At 62.6% G+C, this 19,717-nt stretch carries 16 protein-coding genes and 3 pseudogenes; 12 read left to right on the top strand and 7 right to left on the bottom strand.

Annotated elements, in window-relative coordinates:
- Positions 1-82 precede the first annotated feature (82 nt).
- Positions 83-1,067 (top strand): annotated as a pseudogene (locus AB3L03_RS27770) (helix-turn-helix domain-containing protein).
- An 83-nt stretch (positions 1,068-1,150) separates the two neighbouring features.
- Here AB3L03_RS27770 and AB3L03_RS27765 read toward each other — a convergent pair.
- Entirely contained in the window at positions 1,151-3,472 is a 2,322-nt protein-coding gene (locus AB3L03_RS27765; protein ID WP_368507343.1) for a molybdopterin guanine dinucleotide-containing S/N-oxide reductase, read from the bottom strand.
- Between the two features lie 329 nt (positions 3,473-3,801).
- Between AB3L03_RS27765 and AB3L03_RS27760 the strand changes: the two genes are divergently transcribed.
- Positions 3,802-4,152: a RidA family protein gene (locus AB3L03_RS27760; protein WP_026234010.1), complete on the top strand. Its 351-nt coding sequence runs from the start codon at positions 3,802-3,804 to the stop codon at positions 4,150-4,152.
- Between the two features lie 69 nt (positions 4,153-4,221).
- Here the strand turns inward: AB3L03_RS27760 and AB3L03_RS27755 are convergent, their stop codons facing one another.
- From AB3L03_RS27755 to AB3L03_RS27740, 4 genes are all read right to left on the bottom strand, one after another.
- Entirely contained in the window at positions 4,222-5,430 is a 1,209-nt protein-coding gene (locus AB3L03_RS27755) for a multidrug effflux MFS transporter (protein WP_368507342.1), read from the bottom strand.
- Between the two features lie 180 nt (positions 5,431-5,610).
- Positions 5,611-6,786, bottom strand: coding sequence for a helix-turn-helix transcriptional regulator (locus AB3L03_RS27750; RefSeq protein ID WP_368507341.1), 1,176 nt, complete (start codon positions 6,784-6,786; stop codon positions 5,611-5,613).
- A gap of 316 nt (positions 6,787-7,102) precedes the next feature.
- Complete coding sequence (gene mddA, locus AB3L03_RS27745) at positions 7,103-7,861, bottom strand: methanethiol S-methyltransferase (RefSeq protein ID WP_368509084.1); 759 nt, start codon at positions 7,859-7,861, stop codon at positions 7,103-7,105.
- Positions 7,862-7,971: 110 nt separating this feature from the next.
- Positions 7,972-8,895, bottom strand: coding sequence for a class I SAM-dependent methyltransferase (locus tag AB3L03_RS27740; RefSeq protein WP_368507340.1), 924 nt, complete (start codon positions 8,893-8,895; stop codon positions 7,972-7,974).
- 209 nt (positions 8,896-9,104) lie between these two features.
- Between AB3L03_RS27740 and AB3L03_RS27735 the strand changes: the two genes are divergently transcribed.
- From AB3L03_RS27735 to AB3L03_RS27725, 3 genes are all read left to right on the top strand, one after another.
- Positions 9,105-9,617, top strand: a complete 513-nt coding sequence (locus AB3L03_RS27735) for a cupin domain-containing protein (protein ID WP_368507339.1) — start codon at positions 9,105-9,107, stop codon at positions 9,615-9,617.
- Positions 9,593-10,054 carry a helix-turn-helix domain-containing protein gene (locus tag AB3L03_RS27730; RefSeq protein ID WP_368507338.1) on the top strand — a complete coding sequence of 154 codons (462 nt, stop codon included), beginning with the start codon at positions 9,593-9,595 and terminating at the stop codon, positions 10,052-10,054. Before AB3L03_RS27735 ends, AB3L03_RS27730 begins: the two co-directional genes overlap by 25 nt.
- A gap of 642 nt (positions 10,055-10,696) precedes the next feature.
- Positions 10,697-11,479, top strand: a complete 783-nt coding sequence (locus AB3L03_RS27725) for a Crp/Fnr family transcriptional regulator (protein ID WP_368507337.1) — start codon at positions 10,697-10,699, stop codon at positions 11,477-11,479.
- Here AB3L03_RS27725 and AB3L03_RS27720 read toward each other — a convergent pair.
- Positions 11,454-12,416, bottom strand: coding sequence for a hypothetical protein (locus tag AB3L03_RS27720; RefSeq protein ID WP_368507336.1), 963 nt, complete (start codon positions 12,414-12,416; stop codon positions 11,454-11,456). The two genes, AB3L03_RS27725 and AB3L03_RS27720, sit on opposite strands and share 26 nt — an antisense overlap.
- 12 nt (positions 12,417-12,428) lie before the next feature.
- Positions 12,429-12,716, bottom strand: coding sequence for a hypothetical protein (locus AB3L03_RS27715; protein WP_018460363.1), 288 nt, complete (start codon positions 12,714-12,716; stop codon positions 12,429-12,431).
- Between the two features lie 354 nt (positions 12,717-13,070).
- Here AB3L03_RS27715 and AB3L03_RS27710 point away from each other — a divergent pair, with 354 nt between their 5' ends.
- The 7 genes and pseudogenes from AB3L03_RS27710 to AB3L03_RS27680 all read left to right on the top strand — a co-directional run bounded on the left by AB3L03_RS27710 (position 13,071) and on the right by AB3L03_RS27680 (position 19,587).
- The gene (locus AB3L03_RS27710; protein ID WP_085348982.1) at positions 13,071-14,171 is read left to right on the top strand and encodes an inositol-3-phosphate synthase; all 1,101 of its coding nucleotides are present in this window, start codon (positions 13,071-13,073) and stop codon (positions 14,169-14,171) included.
- Complete coding sequence (locus AB3L03_RS27705; protein ID WP_018460365.1) at positions 14,171-14,770, top strand: histidine phosphatase family protein; 600 nt, start codon at positions 14,171-14,173, stop codon at positions 14,768-14,770. The genes AB3L03_RS27710 and AB3L03_RS27705 overlap by 1 nt, the downstream gene beginning before the upstream one ends.
- Positions 14,767-15,869 (top strand): annotated as a pseudogene (locus AB3L03_RS27700) (glycosyltransferase). The gene AB3L03_RS27705 and the pseudogene AB3L03_RS27700 overlap by 4 nt, the downstream one beginning before the upstream one ends.
- 2 nt (positions 15,870-15,871) lie before the next feature.
- Entirely contained in the window at positions 15,872-16,681 is an 810-nt protein-coding gene (locus AB3L03_RS27695) for a nucleotidyltransferase family protein (protein ID WP_018460367.1), read from the top strand.
- Positions 16,678-17,445: a TIGR04290 family methyltransferase gene (locus AB3L03_RS27690; RefSeq protein WP_368507335.1), complete on the top strand. Its 768-nt coding sequence runs from the start codon at positions 16,678-16,680 to the stop codon at positions 17,443-17,445. Before AB3L03_RS27695 ends, AB3L03_RS27690 begins: the two co-directional genes overlap by 4 nt.
- Complete coding sequence (locus AB3L03_RS27685) at positions 17,442-18,395, top strand: beta-xylosidase (protein ID WP_085348978.1); 954 nt, start codon at positions 17,442-17,444, stop codon at positions 18,393-18,395. Before AB3L03_RS27690 ends, AB3L03_RS27685 begins: the two co-directional genes overlap by 4 nt.
- A pseudogene (locus AB3L03_RS27680) lies at positions 18,383-19,587 on the top strand (phosphopentomutase). Before AB3L03_RS27685 ends, AB3L03_RS27680 begins: the two are co-directional and overlap by 13 nt.
- Positions 19,588-19,717: the final 130 nt, after the last annotated feature.

Below are 19,717 nucleotides of genomic sequence, written 5' to 3'. Positions count from 1 at the left end.
GCCTATCCTCTCACCATGGAAAACGTGGGCTTTGCCCGTTTGCTGGTTGCAAGCAGCGGAGAACGCCCGGAGAGGACGAACGATGTTGACCAATTTGCAGGCAGGTGATGCCTGGATTGAATTTCCGGGCACCTCGGGGGATTGCGAGTTCCCCCGGGCAACACAGGCGATCATTCGGGAGCGTCAATGGCGTCAGATCGATCCGCGCACGGGAGCGGCGGCCGAGGACATCGCGATCTCGCGATGGGAAGACCCGCGGAGCACCTCGTCGCACCAAGCGACGACGCCCGAGGATCGCTATTTCGTCGGCATCGCCCTCAAGACCACGCGCGCGAAACTGACCCGGGATCGCCAGGTCATTTTCGACGGGACCATGCCCGCGGGCACACTGTATCTCACCGCGCCGTCAAAGCCCCTCGCCGTACAATTCCAGTCGCCATGCGCCTTCTTGCACTTTTACATCTCCGCGGATCAATTTCCGGCACAATTTTCCGGAACTGAAGGTTTGAATGATCTCGTCCTGTTGCGCGATCCGCTCGCGGCCGAGCTTGCCAAGGCGCTGATCGAACTTGGCGACGCCGCGGACCACGAGTTCACGCGCTGCATTGGCCAAACCCTCGCGATGCATCTGGCACGGCTGGAATTGCCACGCGCCAAGGTCAATGCCCTGCCGAAATGGCGGCTGCGGCGCGTCGAGCAATATATCGCCGATCATTTCCACCGCTGCATCAGCCTGTCCGAGCTCGCCAATGTCGCCGGCCTGTCCAGAATGCACTTTGCGGCGCAATTCCGCGTCGCGACCGGTTATCGCCCCCGCGAATATCTGCTCAATCACCGGATCGAGCAGGCCAAGACGTTGCTGGCGACCACCGAGCGGCCGCTGGCCGAGATCGCACTCGCCGTCGGCTTCAGCACGCAGGCGCATTTTTCGACTGTCTTCAAGCGCATCACCGATCAATCCCCGGCACGCTGGCGCCTCGCCAGCAAGGGCGAACGGCGAGAGGTGCAAGCACTCCCCGCCGCGTCGTCCTGCTACGGAGAGGGACTGGATCAGCGCAGCCGCGTAAGCATTCGCTCGCGCCCTCATCCTCCCGGGCCTGCGAGCCACTCGGGGCCGTCCCTGCACCCACACAGGACGGCCCCTTTTTTTCTACACCGGATCGAAAGCCCGGATCGGCGGCAGATTGCCGGTGAACTTCTCGACCTCGGCTGTCGTGAGCTGACCGGTGCAGCCTTGCGCAAAGGACGACGTGCCGACGTCGCGGGTGAGCACGTTCGGATTGCCGTGCACGCAGAGCGGCGCGTCGTCTTCGGGGTCCATCGGGTCGTACCAGGCGCCGGTCGGGAGCTGGACCACGCCGGGCGCGATGCCGTCGGTGACGTGGACCGCGGCGAGACAGGCGCCGCGCGCGTTGAACAGCCGGATGATGTCGCCGTGCTTGATCCCGCGTGCGTCAGCGTCCCGTGGGTTCATGCGCGCGACCTCGCGGCCGCGATGTTTGCTTTGAAGCGAATGTCCGCCGAAATCGAGCTGGCTATGCAGACGCGTCACCGGCTGGTTGGCGACCAGGAAGCACGGCGCCCCCGGCTTGGGCGTGTCGGACTTCTCCAGCCAGACCGGATGGCCCGGGCAATCCGCATCACCATGACCTGCGATCTTGGCAGAGAATATTTCGATGCGACCGCTCGGCGTGGGCAAAGCATGATCGACGGGATCGTCGCGGAAGCGGCGCAGCCGGCCACCGTCGTCGGGCTGCTGCGGCACCACCAGGCTGCCGCGCCGCCAGAACTCTTCGAAGCTCGGCGCTTCCAGGCCGCGCGCTTCGAGCGAGGCGCGGGTCGGCTCATAAAGATGTTCCAGCCACTGACGTGACGTCCGCCCCTCGGTGAAGGGCTCGCGCGCACCGAGACGGTCGGCGAGATCGGCGAAGATCTCGTAGTCGTCGCGCGCAAGGCCGAACGGCTCGGCGATCCGGTGCATCGCGACCATCAGGGGATCGTTGCTGGAATAGCCGATGTCTTCGCGTTCGAGCGTCATCGTCGAGGGCAGCACGATGTCGGCATGCCGGGCCGTGGCAGTCCATGCGAGCTCGTGCACGACCAGCGTGTCGACTTTCGCAAACGCCTTGCGCAGGCGGTTGATGTCCTGGTGGTGATGGAAGGGATTGCCGCCGGCCCAGTAGACAAGGCGGATATCCGGATAGGTGCGCGTCTCGCCGTTGTAGCGATAGGCGCTGCCGGGATTGAGCAGCATGTCGGCGATGCGCGCCACCGGAATGAAATCGCGGACAGCGTTGCGGCCCTGCCCCAATGTCGGCCCCGGCACGTCGTTGACGCGGCGACCGTAATAGCCGATTGCCCCCAACGAATAGGCGTAGCCGCCGCCGGAGAGGCCGATCTGGCCGAGCGCTGCCGCCAGCACCATGCCCATCCACACCGGCTGCTCGCCATGCTCGGCGCGCTGGAGCGAATGAGAGACGGTGATGAGCGCGCGCTTGCCGGCGAGCCGGCGCGCCAGCTTGCGGATTGTGTCGGTGTCGACGCCGCAGACCGCGGCGGCCCATTCGGCGTGCTTGGGTTGGCCGTCGCTCTCGCCGGTGAGATAGCGCAGGAAGACCGGCCAGCCCTCGGTGTAGCGATCGAGGAAGGCCTGGTCGTGCAGGTTCTCCGCGATCAGCGTATGAACGATGCCGAGCATCAGCGCGGTGTCGGTCCCGGGCACGCAGGTCATCCACTCGGCGCCGGCCTCGACGGGCAGGTCTTCGCGCAACGGGCTGACCAGGATGAACTCGCAGCCGCGGCGGCGCGCAGCTTCCATCGCGCCGCGCTCGACATGCTTGCTGATCGAGCCGCCTGCGACCATCGAGTTCTTCAGCGCCATGCCGCCGAACGCCAGCACGATGTCGGTATCAGCCGCGATCTGCTCCCAGGTGACATTGCGCTTGGTGATATCCTCGTAGCCGCAGAGGATCTGCGGCAGCAGCACCGAGGACGCGCCGGAGGAATAGGAGTTCACCGAGCGCACATAGCCGCCCAAGGCGATGTTGAGGAAGCGATGCACCTGGCTCTGGGCGTGGTGGAAGCGGCCCGCGCTCGACCAGCCATAGGAGCCGCCGAACACCGCGCCGGGGCCGCGCGTGTCACGGATGCGTGCCAGCTCGTCGCCGAGCAGATCGAGCGCCTTTTCCCAGCTGACGGATACGAATTCATCGCGGCCGCGGCGATCGTCCGGACCCGGACCGCGTTCGAGCCAGCCGCGGCGGATCGCCGGCTGGGTGATGCGCGCCTGATGGCGTAGCGCGCCGGGAAAATTGTCGATGATGCGGTTCGGATCGGGATCGCCCGCATAGGCCCTGACCTCGAGCCCGGCCTCGCCTTGACGTGCCGAGAACACGCCCCAATGCGAGGTGTGCGGCTTGAAGCCGTCGGACAGGTCGAGGCCGGGGTCGGGGAAGCCAATCGTATCGTCCATCGTCGCATTCCTTGTTCCGGTCGCGGCACTGTCCCGGCCGCACCGATGTCATCCGCGTCGCAGTATAGCGATCCGCGCTTCGATGTCGTCGGGTCAGGGCCGGCGAAAATGCCGGGCGCTCGTGCAAGGACAGATTGGCGAACGTTCGCAGGAACGACCCGGCGGCGATTTTTCGTCCAATTTGTGCTTTTATTTTCAACGCTTTAGTCGGTTGCATTCAGAGCCGCGCGGTCCGTCTTTCGGTGAGACTTGGCGCGAGATCTCTTTGCGACGACACTGACATTGAAATGTGCGATATGCCGCCCGTCACACACAACATCGGTCCCATCATGATCAAGCGCGTCTTGCCCTACGAGGGTCTGCTCCACGAAGTGGTCGAGCATCATGGCGTGCTCTACATCGGTGGAATCGTCCCAGAGGACACGAGCCTCGACATGTCGGGCCAGGCAAATGACGTCCTCGGGCAGTTGGCGCAGCTGCTCAAGACCCTCGGATCCGATCTGAGCAACGTCTTGCAGGTGACCATCTACATGACGAGCCTCAAGGAGAAGGCAGACTTCAACGCGGCCTGGAAGGCGCATTTTGCAGAGGCTCATCTGCCGGCGCGCGCCGCAATCGGCGTGGCGGATCTCGGTCCCGGCGTCAAACTCGAGATCACGGCCATCGCCGCTCGACAATAGTGGCATGCCAGGGCGCCGCAAAGAACCTCACACCAAACCCATTGTGTTCTCGGCAAGATCCACCTCAGATTAGCGCCGCTCGTGAAGGATAACCGCCACGAGCGACGTTACTGTCAGCACGATTCCTAGCCCGACGGCCGGATCGCTGGCGACAATCGCCGCGAGAGAGGCACCGCATGCAGCGCCCGCCATTTGCGAGAATCCGAACAGGGCTGCGGCGATACCGGCCTTGCTGCCAAACGGCGACAGCGCTGCCGCGCTCGACAGCGGGCTCACTATTCCCACGCCGAACAGAAAGACGGAAGCCGCTAACAGAAATGGCAGCAGCGCGCCGTTCGCGAGCAGCACCGCGCAAAGCAGCCCGGCGCCTCCGAGGACGGTTAGTCCCAAGCCGACCGACGTCGCACGGCAGGAACCAACCCGCGCCGATAGCCTAGGCGCCAGCATGCCGGCCGCAAACACCAGGAAGACCACGCCCGCAAATAGCTCACCAAGTGTGATTGGCAAGAATCCAAACGATTCGAGCAGCACCCGCGGCGCGCTGGAGAAAATCGCGAAAAGACCGGCCATCACCAGTCCAGCGGTTCTAGCAGGCGCAACGAACCGGCGATCCCGAACAAGCTCCAGATAGAAGCCGGCAATTTTGAGCGGATTCAGAGAACGACGCGCGCCGTCATTGGTTTCGCCGACGAAGGTCGCATAGGCCAAAGCCGTGCAGAGCGCGAAGGCCGCGACAAAGGCAAATTCCGAGCGCCAGCCAAAGAATAGATCGAGCGCACTCCCCAGCAGCGGTGAAAAGCCTGGGGCGGCCGCGGTTGCCATGGTGATCGAGGCCATGACCTTTGCAAGTGCCTGGCCATCGAACAGATCCCGGGCGATCGCACGTGAAAGCACCGAAGCCGCACATGCGCCGCAAGCCTGCATTGATCGGCCGATCAGCAGGCTCGATAGATCGCGCGCGAAAGCGCACCAGATCGTACCGGCGATGAAAATTCCGAGCCCTATCAGAATCGGCATGCGTCGCCCGAACCGGTCCGACAGCGGGCCGTCAATCAATTGCCCTATGGCGAAAATCGCCAGAAAGATCGTGAAGGCCGACGTGACCGCCGCGCTGGATACATGGAAATCGGCCGCGATGACCGGCAGCGAAGGCAAGAAGATGTTGGTCGCAAGGATTCCTGTCGCCGCCAGGGCACAAATCACTATTCTGCGCGCCGCCGCCCCTGCTTGACGTCCGTGCCCCGCCGCAGAAACCGTGCCCTCGACTTCAATGGACATGCTGCGCTCCCAAGTCCTGTCCAGATGCGGCGAGGCAGGGACGCCTGATCACCTACCCCACTGCATGCTGGCCGGACGCATGCCATCCTGAACAACCACTGCTTGGGTGTCGTCCTGCGAATGTGGGAGGAGCGCGCAAATATTTGCTGCTTCTGGGTGCTGCAATGAGCGCCCTCTCTCCTATCCCGCCAGGGGCGTCGTATAGCCTGCAACCAGCTTGACGAGATCCGCCTGGCGCGCGGTGCCTGTTTTTTCAAACAACCGGCTGACATGCGTCCTAACCGTACTATCGGCGACCCCGAACGCCATAGCGACCTCAGGAACGCCACCGACCTCGACGATGGCCAGCAACACGCGGAGTTCGGTCGGCGTCAGCTTGAACGCGCTGCCGATGGCTCCGGGAATAGAAGCAACCGCCAGCGACGCCTTGCGAACGAACAAGGCCGCCGTGGCGGTGTAAACAATACCAGCACGCCGACGCGCGCCTGACGTGAGGGGCAATGCATGGGCCACATAGAGGTCGCCCTTCCTGCCGGTCAGCGGCAACGCGATGCCCCTTATACCAAGTGCGGCATCGCCCTGCCCCGCGGTGGCGAAGACATCTCGCAGGGTGCGGTCGACCTGAGGATCGCTGGCGACCAGCCGCCCGCCCACGGAACTCAGAATATCACGAGCGTCGAGAATGGCATTGCCGGCCGTATTGGCGTGAATGAGACGTCCACCGGGATCGACGAGATACATGCCAGCACCGAGCCCGTCCAACGTGTCAACGAACGTCGCGAGTTCAGCGGCCTTGAACTCGAACATCTTGCCGATCACGACGGCACGCCTGATATGCGGCGCGATCAGCCTCATTTGCCGGCGCGCGTGCTCGTCGACGAGCCCATTTCGCCGGTGGCGGAAGACCCCGAAAATAGCTGTGCTGACCGTGGTCCTGTCGACAACCGCGCTGACAAAATCGACAAGCCCCTGGGGCTCGGCCCACTGCCGGTATAGTTCACTCTGGGTGAGTGCTGCGAAAGACATCAAATCGGTCGTCGCGATCGGCTGCTTGAGGTCACCGAGAAAGTGCCCCTCCGCGGAGGAATAAATCTGCCGAAAGAGTTCGACCCGCAACGGCACGTCAAATCCAAAGCGATGGGGCACCGTGGCGTGCTGGACACCGACGTCCTTGCAGAACAGCCCGCCTGCTGCGCCGCCAACGAATTGCACGATGCTGACGATGGCGTCTTCCCAACGAGAGGGATCGATGGCGGCATCGTAGATGACGCTGATCAGGTCGCTCAGTTGCTGCTGATCATCTGAATTGTCTTTCGACGATTCCGAAACCGACCGCGGATGTGAAACCCTGTTCATTCGAAGACGCGCCCTCGGTGTGAGGATAGCTGTGAGACAACTTTAAGCTTTTCCGCTGATAGCGAGCCGGTATCGCGCTCAAATCATTTTGATCGTGTCCCACCGGAGCCGCGGGGAATATCGGCCATCCTTCAAATGGAGGATGGTCATGCGGTCGGTGATCCTCTTGGCCGGACGCCTCAGGTTGAAATGAGTTGATCAGAACGCGATGCGCACGCCGCCCTGGCCGTGTCGATACGGCTGCGACCGGACGCCGCGCCGCTTGAATCCACCCCTGCTTGCGGACTGATTGGCCTGTCTTGACGAGCGTCTCGGGTCAGATGTCGGCGTCGTGGGACGCGGCGAAGCTTCGGCATGAAAGCGGGACGAGCATGGCCGCGTGACGGCGGTAGCGGCGATACCGGTTGCCGAACTGCTGGATCAGATCGTGCTCTTCCAACTGAATGCCGATCAGGATGTAGGCTGTGATGCCAAGCGAATAGACCAGATGACCGACCGTCATCGCAGGCGTGGCCCAGACTGCGAGCAGGATGCCGAGATAGATCGGATGGCGGACATACCGGTAGAGCAACGGCGTGCGGAATTTGGCTTCGGGCGGTTGTTTACCGAACAGGTGCATGAACACCTGGCTGAGGCCGAACAACTCGAAATGATTGAGAAGAAACGTGCTGACCACCAGCACGACCCAACCCAGCCAGAAGACGGCGTCGAGCGCCCCCGCCGCGACCGGGTGGTTCACGGTCCAGACCGGCGTGGGGATCGGCTGCCACTGCCAGTACAGCAACAGCAGTGCAAAGCTGGCGAACAGCACGTAGGTGCTGCGCTCGACCGAAGCCGGCACGATTCGCGTCCACCAGCGCTTGAAGCCCTGACGCGCCATCACGCTGTGCTGGATCGCGAACACTCCGATTAGCAGCACATCGATAACAATGCTTGCCAGAACCGGACCAATGGCCCCGGAATCGATAGACTTTGGAACGACCAGGTTCCCGGTGAAGCCAATGAGATAGAGCAAGGCGACGAGCGTGACACCGTAAGCGGCAGTGCCGTAGAGGACCGCAACTAGACCTGCCATCAATCTTCTCCCAGAGAGTTCATTTTTTTGCATCGATTCGTCCGATCGCGGCGGCGGCGGCGGCGGTGCTTACAATGAAGAGATTTCGAGCAGCGACTGGCGCGGGTACGTCACCCCCGGGGCCGCGGCGGTGATCCCGGATTCTGCGCGGTGACCATCCAAGAGCTTGAATTCATCATCACGCCTTCAGGGCGGACGAATTGTTTCAACTCGTCCTTCAAGGCCGCCACCAGCGTATCAAACAAACGAGCAGCCTTCGGACCGGCTTCGCGATAAACCTCCCCTGCGGGACCGATCGCGAGCTGAAACGCGACCGCTTCGTCAAGATCTCGCCCGACCAAGACTTCGGCATCGATCCGTTCGAACCTGATGCCGCCGTAGCCGGCAATCATCAATTGCCGAGTCACGGCCTCGGGATCGGTCATAGAAAACGGTCCGGGGCCGCAGGTTGCAGCGTCTTCCCTGACGGGGGGCAGGTAGCGAAGCAGAACCTCCTTCGACAGTGTAAGCCACGGATTGTCCGCCCGTTCGCGCCAGACGACCATCGTCATCAGTCCACCCGGCTTGAGCGCAAATCGCATGTTGCTCAAGCCAGCCGTTGGGTCTTCGAAGAACTGGGTTCCAAAGCGAGAGAAGCAAAAATCATGTACCGGCTCGAACGGATTGGTCTGAACATCCGCTTCGAGAAAGCTGAGATTGGTCACCCCTGCCTCCTTCGCATCTGCGCGGCCGACGTCGAGGAAGGCATTGCAGCAATCGAGGCCGAGGACGGATCCGGTCGGTCCGACGCGCCGCGCAAGTTCAATTGCGGTGTCGCCCCAGCCACATCCCACATCCAGGGCCCTGTCGCCGGCTCTGATCGGCAGCGACGGGAAGACTTTAGCGCTATGCAGGTGAAGGCCGCCGGCGAGGATGTGCCGCCACGCATTGAATTTCGGAGCCAGTACCGCGTTCCAGAAATCGATATACGGCGTGACGGTTGCGGTAGCCTGCGCGATGCTCATGATCGGGATATCCGTCTGCTTGGCTGCCATCCAGAACCCCGTCGTGGCGTCCCGCTTTTCCATTCTTCCGCAACCGGTTCCGCGTCCGCCTGACCGTCTGGACAGCGTCTCAAGGAAACGTGGAGGAATCGGTTGCTTGGCAGTTCATTCATGAGCCCCGTATAAGCGCGGGGACCGCCACGGTGAATGATCGCCCAGCCGGATCAGTTGACCGATCGTCCAAATCTGAGATTAGCCTAATGATCGATCCGCTATCGGAAGTGCTTCGATCGGTTCGCCTGACCGGCGGCATTTTTCTGGATGCGCGGTTCACCGCGCCGTGGAGCGTCCATACGCAGATCGTCGCTGAGGACTGCGTGACCTTCGCGGTCAAGCCCTCGCTGCTGATCGCTTACCACTTCGTCATCGCCGGAAAATTTCTGCTCAGCGTCGACAGCGAACCTACAGTCGAGGTGCGGGCCGGCGAGATCGTACTGCTGCCCAGAAACGATGTTCATACACTCGCCAGCGACGCGGGTCTGGTACCGACAAACGCGCGTCATCTCATTCAGCCGTCACCGGATGGGGGGCTGGCAAAAATTATGCACGGCGGAGGCGGTGAGCCGGCGCAAATCGTGTGCGGTTTTCTCGGCAGCGAGGAAACCTATAATCCGTTGATCGCGGCCCTGCCAAGAGTGCTGAAGCTCGACATTCGCGAGGGGTCGCACGCGACTGGATCGAGGCTTCAGTGCGATATGCAGCCGGCGAACTGACGGCCGGCAGGTTCGCCTCGTCAAACCTGATGTCTCGGCTTTCCGAACTGCTGTTCGTAGAGGCGATGCGGCAATATTCCGTGACATACACCGATCAAGATGGAGGATGGCTGAAGGGGATTGCCGATCCGAAAATCGGACGCGCGCTCGCCTCCATTCATCATAACGTCGGGCTGCCGTGGTCCGCGGAGTCCCTTGCGAGAGAAGTCTCGATGTCGCGGAGCGCCTTCGTCGACCGCTTCACAACCCTGATCGGGGTGCCACCAATCCGGTATCTGACCATCTGGCGGCTTCAGGCAGCCAAGGTGAGCCTACGAGAAACACGCAAGCCGATCGACCAAATCGCAGAGGAAGTGGGTTACGGATCCGGAGAAGCATTCAGCCGGGCGTTCAGGCGTGAATTCGGCCTGGCGCCTGCGCGATGGCGGCAACGCTGACAACGCAATTGATTGCGCACGCGTCAAGTTTCAGAACGAGCCTCCATAGGGGGACGATCAGGAAATGATGCGTCGCCGTCGCGGCGAGAGCCGTAGCGGGTCAAACCGGCCCTGGACGGTCGGAATCGCACCTCTTGTCTATCTCGCACAGCGGAGCATGTGACCAGCTGATACGCACGTCCCAGTGCCCTCGGCGTGGACCTGGAGCACGGGCACGCGTCACGCACGCCAATTTCAGTGCGCACAAACCCGCGCGATATCGGCGACGGGTCGAGATCGGCGAAGGCACGCACATGGTCCTGCTGGAGAAGAACCGGTTGCAGGCCTTCGACGCGATCAATCAGTTTCTCTCGGAACAGTATGAGCATGACTAGCGCGATCTCCGCGGATCCCGCCGCGAGAAACACAGATGCTTCGCCGGAGCGCGACTCGCGCTTCCGGTTCCCGAATCGTCCGATCCTTGAGGACGATCGCATGCGCCGTCTACTATTCCGGAACCGTTTGACCGATCGCCCTCGCACTTCTGGGCGCATGCTGGGCAGACAAACAATGACCTGCATGGAGTAAAACTATCAAAGTTTAATGCGCTCTGTCGTTCTCATCGATCAAATTGGGGACGGGTTCTGAGTTATTAGGCGACCAATGCAGGCAGGATTTGCGTTCTCCAAGCTCGCCGACCGGTTGGCGAGCCTCACTCCCGTAACGGCCGACGATCTCCACCTGCTCGCGGACATGGCAAGCACAATCGCGCATCTCGGTTCGCGTCAGGCCGTTTTGCGGCATGGCGATGATGCCACCCAGTGCTGCCTGCTCCTTCAGGGATATCTGTCGTGGCAGGATGCAGAGAGTGCGGACGGGCAGATCACGTCAATCCATGTTCCCGGTGACATCGCCGATCTACACACGCTTTATCGTCCTCGCGTTGACGGCAACCTGATCGCGCTCGGCCCTGCCATCGTCGCTCTCGTGCCACACCGCTTCTTTCACGATTTGTCCGCGCGTTCGCCCGCGATGTCTCGCGCATTGCTGCTGATGCTGCTCACCACCCACGCCATTCAGCGCAACTGGACAGTGAACCTGGGTAGCCGTGATGCATTGACGCGCGTGGCGCATCTGCTGTGCGAGATCACCACCCGGCTGCAAAGCGTCGGCTTGGCGAGAGATTTCAGACTGCCGTCACCCTTCACCCAATCGGATCTTGCGGCAGCATGCAGCATCTCCCCGGTCCACGCCAACCGCACGATTCAGGAACTGCGACGATGCAATCTCCTGCAATGGCAGGGCAAGACGGTAACGATCACGGACTGGCAGGGACTCGTGCGGCTCGCAAGATCTGATCCGACTTACCTGAGCATTTCGTCCAGCCGCGACGATGCGTCGTCCTCGCGTCTCAGGCCACTTACGGCGGACCTTGCGCTCGCTTGAGCTCCTTTCGGACGACACCTTGGAGACTTGCGGAGCGTGCAATCAGGGCCTCCCGCACCTCTTCAAGGACGCTATCCCAGTTGCCTGGTGTCCTCTGATGAAACAGCCGCAGGCTCGGATACCAAAGGGAATGGGCCTCGGATGCCGGCCAGCGCCAGTCGCAATCCGCATGCAATAAGACCCACGCCTCACAGCCGAGTGCTCCCGCGAGATGGGCCACCATAGTGTCGACGCAAATGACGAGATCGAGCCGCTGGAGGAGATGACCGAGAACCGTAACGTCAGGCGTGCTGACGTCCCTCGCGCCGATCTCGGCCAGTTCGCACGTTCGGGCCCCGCGTTGCAGTGAGCAGAGCGTCACGCCGGGAACGGCAAGATGTCCCAACAGGGACGGCGGAACGGTCCTCCGCTTGTCCCAATTGCCGACTTCCCAAACCAGGCCCACGGCAAGGCCCCTGAGTTCGAGACCTCGGTCTTGCGGGAGCGCTGGTTCGACCTTGGTCGGCAACGACAGGTAAGGTGCGCGCATCTCGACCTGCTCTCGCCTCGCCCTTATGGCATGCGGCACCTCCATAATCTCGATATCGACCTCGAAGTCGACCTCAGGTGCACCATCATGGAGCGCGAAGGCCCGATCGACGCCAGCCGCTCGCTCGACCAGCGGCAGAAGCTCGCCCTGGCACCAGACCGTGACGCGGCGCGCGACGTCACGAAGCGGCCGCATGAAGCGCAGGAACTGGATAGTGTCGCCGAGCCCGTGGTAGCAGCGGACCAGCACATCCTTGCCCCTCAGTTCCTCACCACGCCAGATCCGCTGCAGGTGACGCGGCCCGGTGTGCTTGGGTGGATACGCAAGCATTGCCAGATCGCGGTCATTGATTGCCCAGGCGCGTTCGAAGTCGCCTGCCCGCATCGCCTCGGTCCAGCTGCCCGACACGTGGTGATTCAACTAGCGCCGAACGAATTTGTGAAAGCGGCTCGGCTTACCATCCTTGGTCTGGTCCTGATGGAGGAAGGCAATGCCGGCCTCGTCGAACTTGGCGAAGAATTCGTCCCAGCTGATCCGATCGAGACCTTCGTCGGGCGGATCGAAATCGATGCGCAGGATACCGGCGTGTCCGTCCTCCTCCGTGGCCTTGACCGTCGCAGGCTTTCCGCCGCGCTCCTCCGCCCATTTCCGGATCACATCATGGCTGGTGGTCTGCTGGGCTTCGCTGGTTTGTGATTTGGATGACATGTGACACCTCGATTGCTGACAAGGAGCGAGCGACGGATCGGCCCTCGCGTCGGACTGTTTCGCCGTGAACGCCGGGCGCGAGCATTTGTTCTTTCGTAGGCCGGACTCTCTCAAAACATCATCTTCTTCATCTTCATCATGGAAGCTTTTCGTTCCCACCAACCCGCCCGGGATTCTATCCCAGGTTAAGCGCGCGAGATTTTTTCGGCCGGAATCCGACGTGAGGCGGACATAGTGCAGTGAGTTCAGGAACGAACATACGTTCCCCACGTTCGCCGACGTACTTACGTCAACACTGCATCTCTTCAACACTGCATGCCTTAACGCTGCACGTCTTCCGGAGGGCCTCTAGCCATGCATTCTCGTCTTCAGGACAGGCGGCGCGTGCGCGTCGGCATCGTCGGTGTCGGCAATTGTGCGAGCTCCTTCGTTCAAGGGCTCTCCTATTACCGGGACGCCAAATCGAATGAGCCGGTGCCTGGGCTGATGAACGCCGATCTCGGCGGCTACCACATCAGCGACATTCAGGTCGCGTCGGCCTTCGACGTCCATGCCGGCAAGGTCGGACGCGACGTGGCCGAGGCGATCTTCGCAGCGCCGAACAACACGCACCGCTTCTCCGACGTCGCCCCCACCGGCGTCATGGTCCAACGCGGCCCCGTCATGGACGGCGTCGGCCATTATCTCAAGGACGACGTCCCGATTGCGGATGTCCCGGAAGCCGACGTCTCCGAAGTGCTCGCGACCTCGCGCACGGACGTGCTTGTGTCCTATCTTCCCGTCGGCTCGCAGCGTGCGAGCGAATTTTACGCCGCGCGCGCGATCGAGGCCGGCTGCGGCTACGTCAATTGCATCCCCGTCTTCATTGCCTCGAATCCCGACTGGCGGCGGCGTTTCGAGGATGCAGGCCTGCCGATCGTCGGCGACGACATCAAGAGCCAGGTCGGCGCCACCATTCTGCACCGTGTGCTCGCCAATCTCTTCCGCGAACGCGGCGTACGGCTGGACAGAACCTACCAGCTCAACGTCGGCGGCAACACCGATTTCAAGAACATGCTCGAGCGCGAGCGGCTGACATCAAAGAAGATCTCCAAAACCCAAGCCGTAACCAGCCAGTTCGACGTGCCCATGGATGCCGATAATATCCATGTCGGCCCGAGCGACCATGTGCCGTGGCTGACCGACCGCAAGCTGGCCTTTATCCGCCTGGAGGGCACCACGTTCGGCGGTGTTCCCTTGAGCGCGGAAGTCAAGCTCGAAGTCTGGGACTCCCCGAACTCGGCGGGTGTCGTGATCGACGCGGTCCGCTGCGCCAAGCTCGCCATGGACCGCGGGCAGGCCGGCGCGCTGACGGGCCCCTCGAGCTATTTCATGAAGTCGCCGCCTCAGCAGTTCACGGACGAAGAGGCCGGACGGCGAACGCGCGCCTTCATCGACGACAAGGCGTATACCTGATGGCGAAGATCATTCATCTGATCCGCCACGGGCATCATGCCCTGCTCGGCCGCACGCTCTGTGGCCGGATGAAGGGCGTAGAGCTCGATGATCTCGGCTGCGAGGAAATCGCGCGATGCGCCGATACTTTCACGCCCCCGCCGAGCATGGTTCAGTCGAGCCCGCAGCGGCGCTGCATGCAGTCGGCCTGCATCCTGGCGGCGCGCTTCGGCTTGCCGGTCGAGATCGTGCCGGCACTCGACGAGCTCGACTACGGCGAATGGACCGGACTGTCGTTCGAGGCGCTCGCCCGGGATCCCCGCTGGTCGCGCTGGAACGAACAACGCGGAACGAACCGCCCGCCGGGCGGCGAAAGCATGCGGTCGCTTCAGAAGCGCGTCGTCGCCCATCTGGAGCAGCTGCGCAACGATCATGGTAGCGGCACCGTCGTCGTCGCCGTCAGCCATGCCGAACCGATCCGCGCGGCGCTGCTGCACTATTCCCGGAAAGAGCTCGACGACTTCCTCTCGATCGAGATCGACCCCGGCAGCGTCAGCACCCTCAGCGTGGACAATCGCGGACTCAAGATCACCGGGATCAACCAGCGGGTGCCAGCGTGAAGATCGTCATTTTCGGCCTGACAATTTCCTCGTCCTGGGGCAACGGTCACGCCACCCTGTGGCGAGGGCTTTGCAAGCATCTCGCGCGAGCCGGCCACAGCGTCGTCTTTTTCGAGCGCGACGTGCCCTACTACGCCGGCGCGCGGGATTTGCACGAACTGCCCGGCGGGCAATTGCGACTGTTCTCGAACTGGGACGATGTGCTGCCTTTGGCGCGGAGCGAAATCCGTGATGCAGATGTCGCGATCATAACGTCCTATTGTCCCGACGCGATCGCCGCGACGGAGCTTGTCCTGTCCGAGGGTCGTGCGGTGCCCGTGTTCTATGACCTCGACACGCCGGTCACGCTGGCGAAGCTGATGGCCGGCGAGGCCGTTCCCTATATCGGGCCGCGCGGCCTGCGGGATTTCGCCCTGGTCCTGAGCTTCACCGGCGGTTCCCGCATCTGCAACGAATTTCGCGACAGGCTCGGCGCCTGCAACGTCCGCCCGCTCTACGGACACGTCGATACGGACATCCATCGGCCGGTGCCGTCGCAGCCGCATTACCGTGCGGATCTGTCCTATCTCGGCACATATTCGCAGGATCGCCAGCGCGCGCTCGAGGCTCTGTTCGTCGAACCCGCACGTAACAGGCAGGATCTGCGCTTCCTGATCGGGGGTGCACAATACCCGGAAGATTTTCCTGGTCGCCAAACATCTACTTCGTGCAGCACTTGCCGCCGTCGGAGCACGCGTCGTTCTTTGCGTCGTCCCGGCTGACACTCAACGTCACGCGGCTGGCCATGGCGGAGATGGGCTGGTGCCCCTCCGGCCGCCTGTTCGAAGCCGCTGCCTGCAAGGCCCCGCTCCTCAGCGACGACTGGCCGGGACTCGATGAATTCTTTGTACCTGGGCAGGAGATCCTGATCGCATGCGATGCGAAGGACACGCTTGCTGCGTTGACGATGGCCGACGCCGAGCTTCAGCACATTGCCGGGCGCGCCTATGAACGGACCATGGATCAGCACACATCCGACAAGCGCGCAGCCGAACTGATTTGGCTGCTCGAGCAGACGGCATCGCTCGGCGCGCGCCGACAGCAACCCGAGGAGGCCTGATCATGTGGGGCATCGTTCCGGCCGCGGGCCGCGGCAGCCGCATCCAGCCGCTCGCCTTCTCCAAGGAGTTGCTTCCGGTCGGAAGCCAACGGGACGACGGCATCGACCGTCCGTGCGCCGTCTCCGAATATCTGCTGGAGCGGCTGATCCTTGGGGGCGCCGACAAGATTTGCTTCGTGATCTCCCCCGGCAAATCGGACATCCTCGAATATTTCGGCGATCATTATGGCAGCGCCCAGCTCGCCTATGTCGTGCAGCCCGATGCGTCGGGGCTGTGCGATGCCGTCTTCAGGGCGGGCACGGTCGTTGGCCACGACGAAGACGTCCTGGTCGGACTTCCGGATACCGTATGGTTCCCAAAGGCGGCCTTGCAGACGTTGCCGGCCGCCGACCTGTCGTTTCTGCTGTTTCCGGTCGAACATCCCGAGTTCTTCGATGCCGTCGTGCTCGACGGCGATCGCGTCACGGAGATCCAGGTCAAGCAGCCGGATGCGGTGTCGAAATGGATATGGGGCGCCTTCAAGATGTCCGGCCACGGATTTCGCGAGCTTCAGTCGTTGTGGACGAAGCGCGACCGCCGCGATGAATATTTCGGGACGCTCGTCAATGCCTACATCGCGGGCGGCGGCCAGGGTCTCGGCGTCAAGGCCGGCGAATCCTATGTCGACGTCGGCACCATCGATGGCTACCGGACGGCAATGGCGTTGCTCGCGGAAAGCTCCGCCGGGAACGGACGTTCTCGACTGCTGGCCGGCGGTTCGCCGGAGGCAATCCGCCCTGCCTCCGCAATGAACAATGGAGTGACCGCATGAGCAGAGGCGCCCTCTCCCGCGAGGAAATCCGCCAGCGCGTCGATGCGCTCGGGCCATGGTTTCACAATCTGGACCTGAACGGCGTGCCGACAGCGCCTTCACACTTTCTCGGCGACTATCCCAACGTGAAATGGCGCCGCTTTTCCGGGATCATTCCGGACCGCCTCGAAGGCAAGACCGTGCTCGATATCGGCTGCAATGCCGGTTTCTACGCCATGGAGATGAAGCGGCGCGGCGCCGAGCGCGTCCTCGGCCTGGACACCGACGACGAATACCTCGCGCAAGCCCGCTTCGCGGCCGAGGTGAACGGGCTCAGGATCGAATTCCGCAAGATGTCAGCCTATGATGTCGGCCAGCTGCGCGAAAAATTCGATCTCGTGATCTTCATGGGCGTGCTCTACCACCTGCGGCACCCTCTGCTGGCACTCGACCTGATCCACGAGCACGTGGCTGGCGATCTCCTGCTGTTCCAGTCGATGCAGCGCGGCGCCAGCCGCGTGGATTCCCTCGACAAGAACTATGACTTCTGGACCACCGATCAGTTCGATTCCCCGGGCTATCCAAAGCTGCACTTCATCGAGAACAAATATGCCGACGACCCCACCAATTGGTGGGTGCCGAACCGCGCCTGCGCCGAAGCCATGCTGCGCAGCGCCGGCTTTGCGATCGCGGCGCATCCGGAAGAGGAAGTCTATCTCTGCAAACGGGTGACAAGGCCGCAGGCGGAAGGTCCGGTTTATCCGTCGCGGGAGACTGGCCGATGATCGAAGCCGCCAAGATCTGGAACGAGCCCAACAACAAGTCGCACTGGGACATCCTGATCGATCCGGATTGGACCATGTTCGCGAGCCTGTCGCTCGCTGCCGGAAAGGCGATCCGCAGCGCGCATCCCACACTCCCACGTGTGCTTGGCGGCATATCGCCGATCGATCCGTCCTTCCTGCGCAACATGCAGGCGCGCGGCGTACTCGATCATGTCGATGCCGTGGCCGTGCACGGCTTTCCGCTGGACTGGAACCTGTGGCAGATCGCGGAATGGCCGGCCAAGATCGACGAGATCAAGGCCGTCACCCCGCTGCCTGTTTGGGTCACGGAGGTGGGAGTCTCGTCTTTCGGCGCCGAGGAGGTGCAGGCTTGGGGCCTGACCCGAACGGCGGAGTTGTTGATCGGCCGCGCTCCGCGCATTCACTGGTACAGCCTCTACGATCTGCCTTCGAGTTGGGAGGCCACGACCCGGCACAAGGAGGCTGAAGGTTCATCCTACTACAGGCATTTTCACATGGGCCTGCTACGCGAGGACGGAACGCCGAAAGCCTCGGCGGACCTGTTCGCCCAATATGCACCTGCGATGGGCCTGTGCCAGTGGTTTCACTTCGAGGACCACCGCCTCGACGACGCCGTGCGCTGGATGCGCCGGCTGGGCGTGCAGCATCTCAGGACTGGCCTGTCCTGGGCCGACAGCTTCCGTCCCAATGCGCTCGACTGGTTCGATCGGCAGATGGACGCGCTGGCCGAGTTTCAGGTCACGGTGACCTTCTGCTTCACCCCGGAACATCGGGGTATCGAGCCTCATCACACCAGCCCGCCGCTCGACGTGAACGAGTTCGCCGAGTTCTGCGCGCAGATGGTCGAACGCTATTGCGCGAAAACCGGGCTCGCGCCGTCCGCAGCGTCTTCGCGCCCGGCCATCTCGGAGCCGACATGCGCGCCGTGATCCTGGTGATGGACTCCGTCGGGATCGGCGCCGCGCCCGATGCCATCAATTACGGCGACGAGGGTGCCGATACCGTCGGCCACATTGCCGAGATGTGCATGGCCGGCAATGCCGACGGACCGCACCGGGAGGGGCCGCTTCAGCTTCCCAATCTGGTTGCGCTCGGCCTTGGCCAGGCTTGCCGTCTCGCCACCGGGCGCGTGCCGCCGGGGCTCGATGGCCCAACTGAGCATGCGCGATTTGGCTGCGCGAGCGAGATCTCCAAAGGCAAGGACACGCCCTCGGGCCATTGGGAGATCGCCGGCGTGCCGGTGCCATTCGACTGGGGCTATTTTCCAAGAACCAAGCCATGCTTCGCGCGCGACCTGACGGAGAGCCTGTGCGAACAGGCTCGAGTGCCCGGCATCCTCGGGAACTGTCACGCCTCCGGCACGGAGATCATCGCCGAATTCGGCGAGCGTCACATCAGAACGGGCGAACCGATCTGCTATACGTCGGCCGACAGCGTGTTTCAGATCGCAGCGCACGAGGAGACGTTCGGTCTCGAACGCCTCTATGAGGTCTGCCGTGTTGCACGCCGACTGGTCGACCCCCTCAACATCGGGCGCGTCATCGCACGCCCCTTCATCGGCACGTCGGCAGGTGACTTCAAGCGAACAGCGCACAGGAAGGACTTCTCCGTCCCCCGCCGGAGCGAACGATCCTCGATCTTGCCGAGAGCGCAGGCCGTGACATCGTAACGATCGGCAAGATCGACGACATCTTCGCCCATCGCGGCACCGGGAGGAACCTGCGCGGCGATGGCAACCAAGCGCTGTTCGATGCCACGTATGATGGGCTGGCCTCTCTCGCGGAGGGCGGGATGTTGTTCGCCAATTTCATCGATTTCGACACGCTGTACGGCCATCGCCGAGATGTGGCAGGCTATGCAGCGGCGCTCGAAGCCTTCGATGCGCGAGTTCCGGATCTTTTGAACCGCCTGCGCGAGGATGATCTCCTGATCATCACGGCTGATCATGGTTGCGATCCGACCTGGAGCGGTACCGATCACACGCGGGAACAAGTGCCGGTTTTGGCGTGGAGCGCGCGGTTAACTTCTCCGATCGGCAAGCGCGCCGGATTTGCGGACATCGGCGCGACGGTCGCGAGCCATCTCGAGCTGCAGGCACCGGGTCACGGCGTGTATTTTTAGCCTGCTGCACCGCGCAGATTCACCTGGGTTATTGATCCAGGTTAGAGAAATTTTCGTTTGTAGGTTTCGCAGGAACGAACATTCCTTGCACCGCTTCTACTTCCAAATGTGACTGGCGCGCCGGTCGCTC

It is taken from the genome of Bradyrhizobium lupini, from assembly GCF_040939785.1.
Lineage (GTDB): Bacteria > Pseudomonadota > Alphaproteobacteria > Rhizobiales > Xanthobacteraceae > Bradyrhizobium > Bradyrhizobium canariense_D.
Note: the sequence above shows the minus strand (reverse complement) of the source record. Positions and strands in the feature narration are given on the sequence as shown.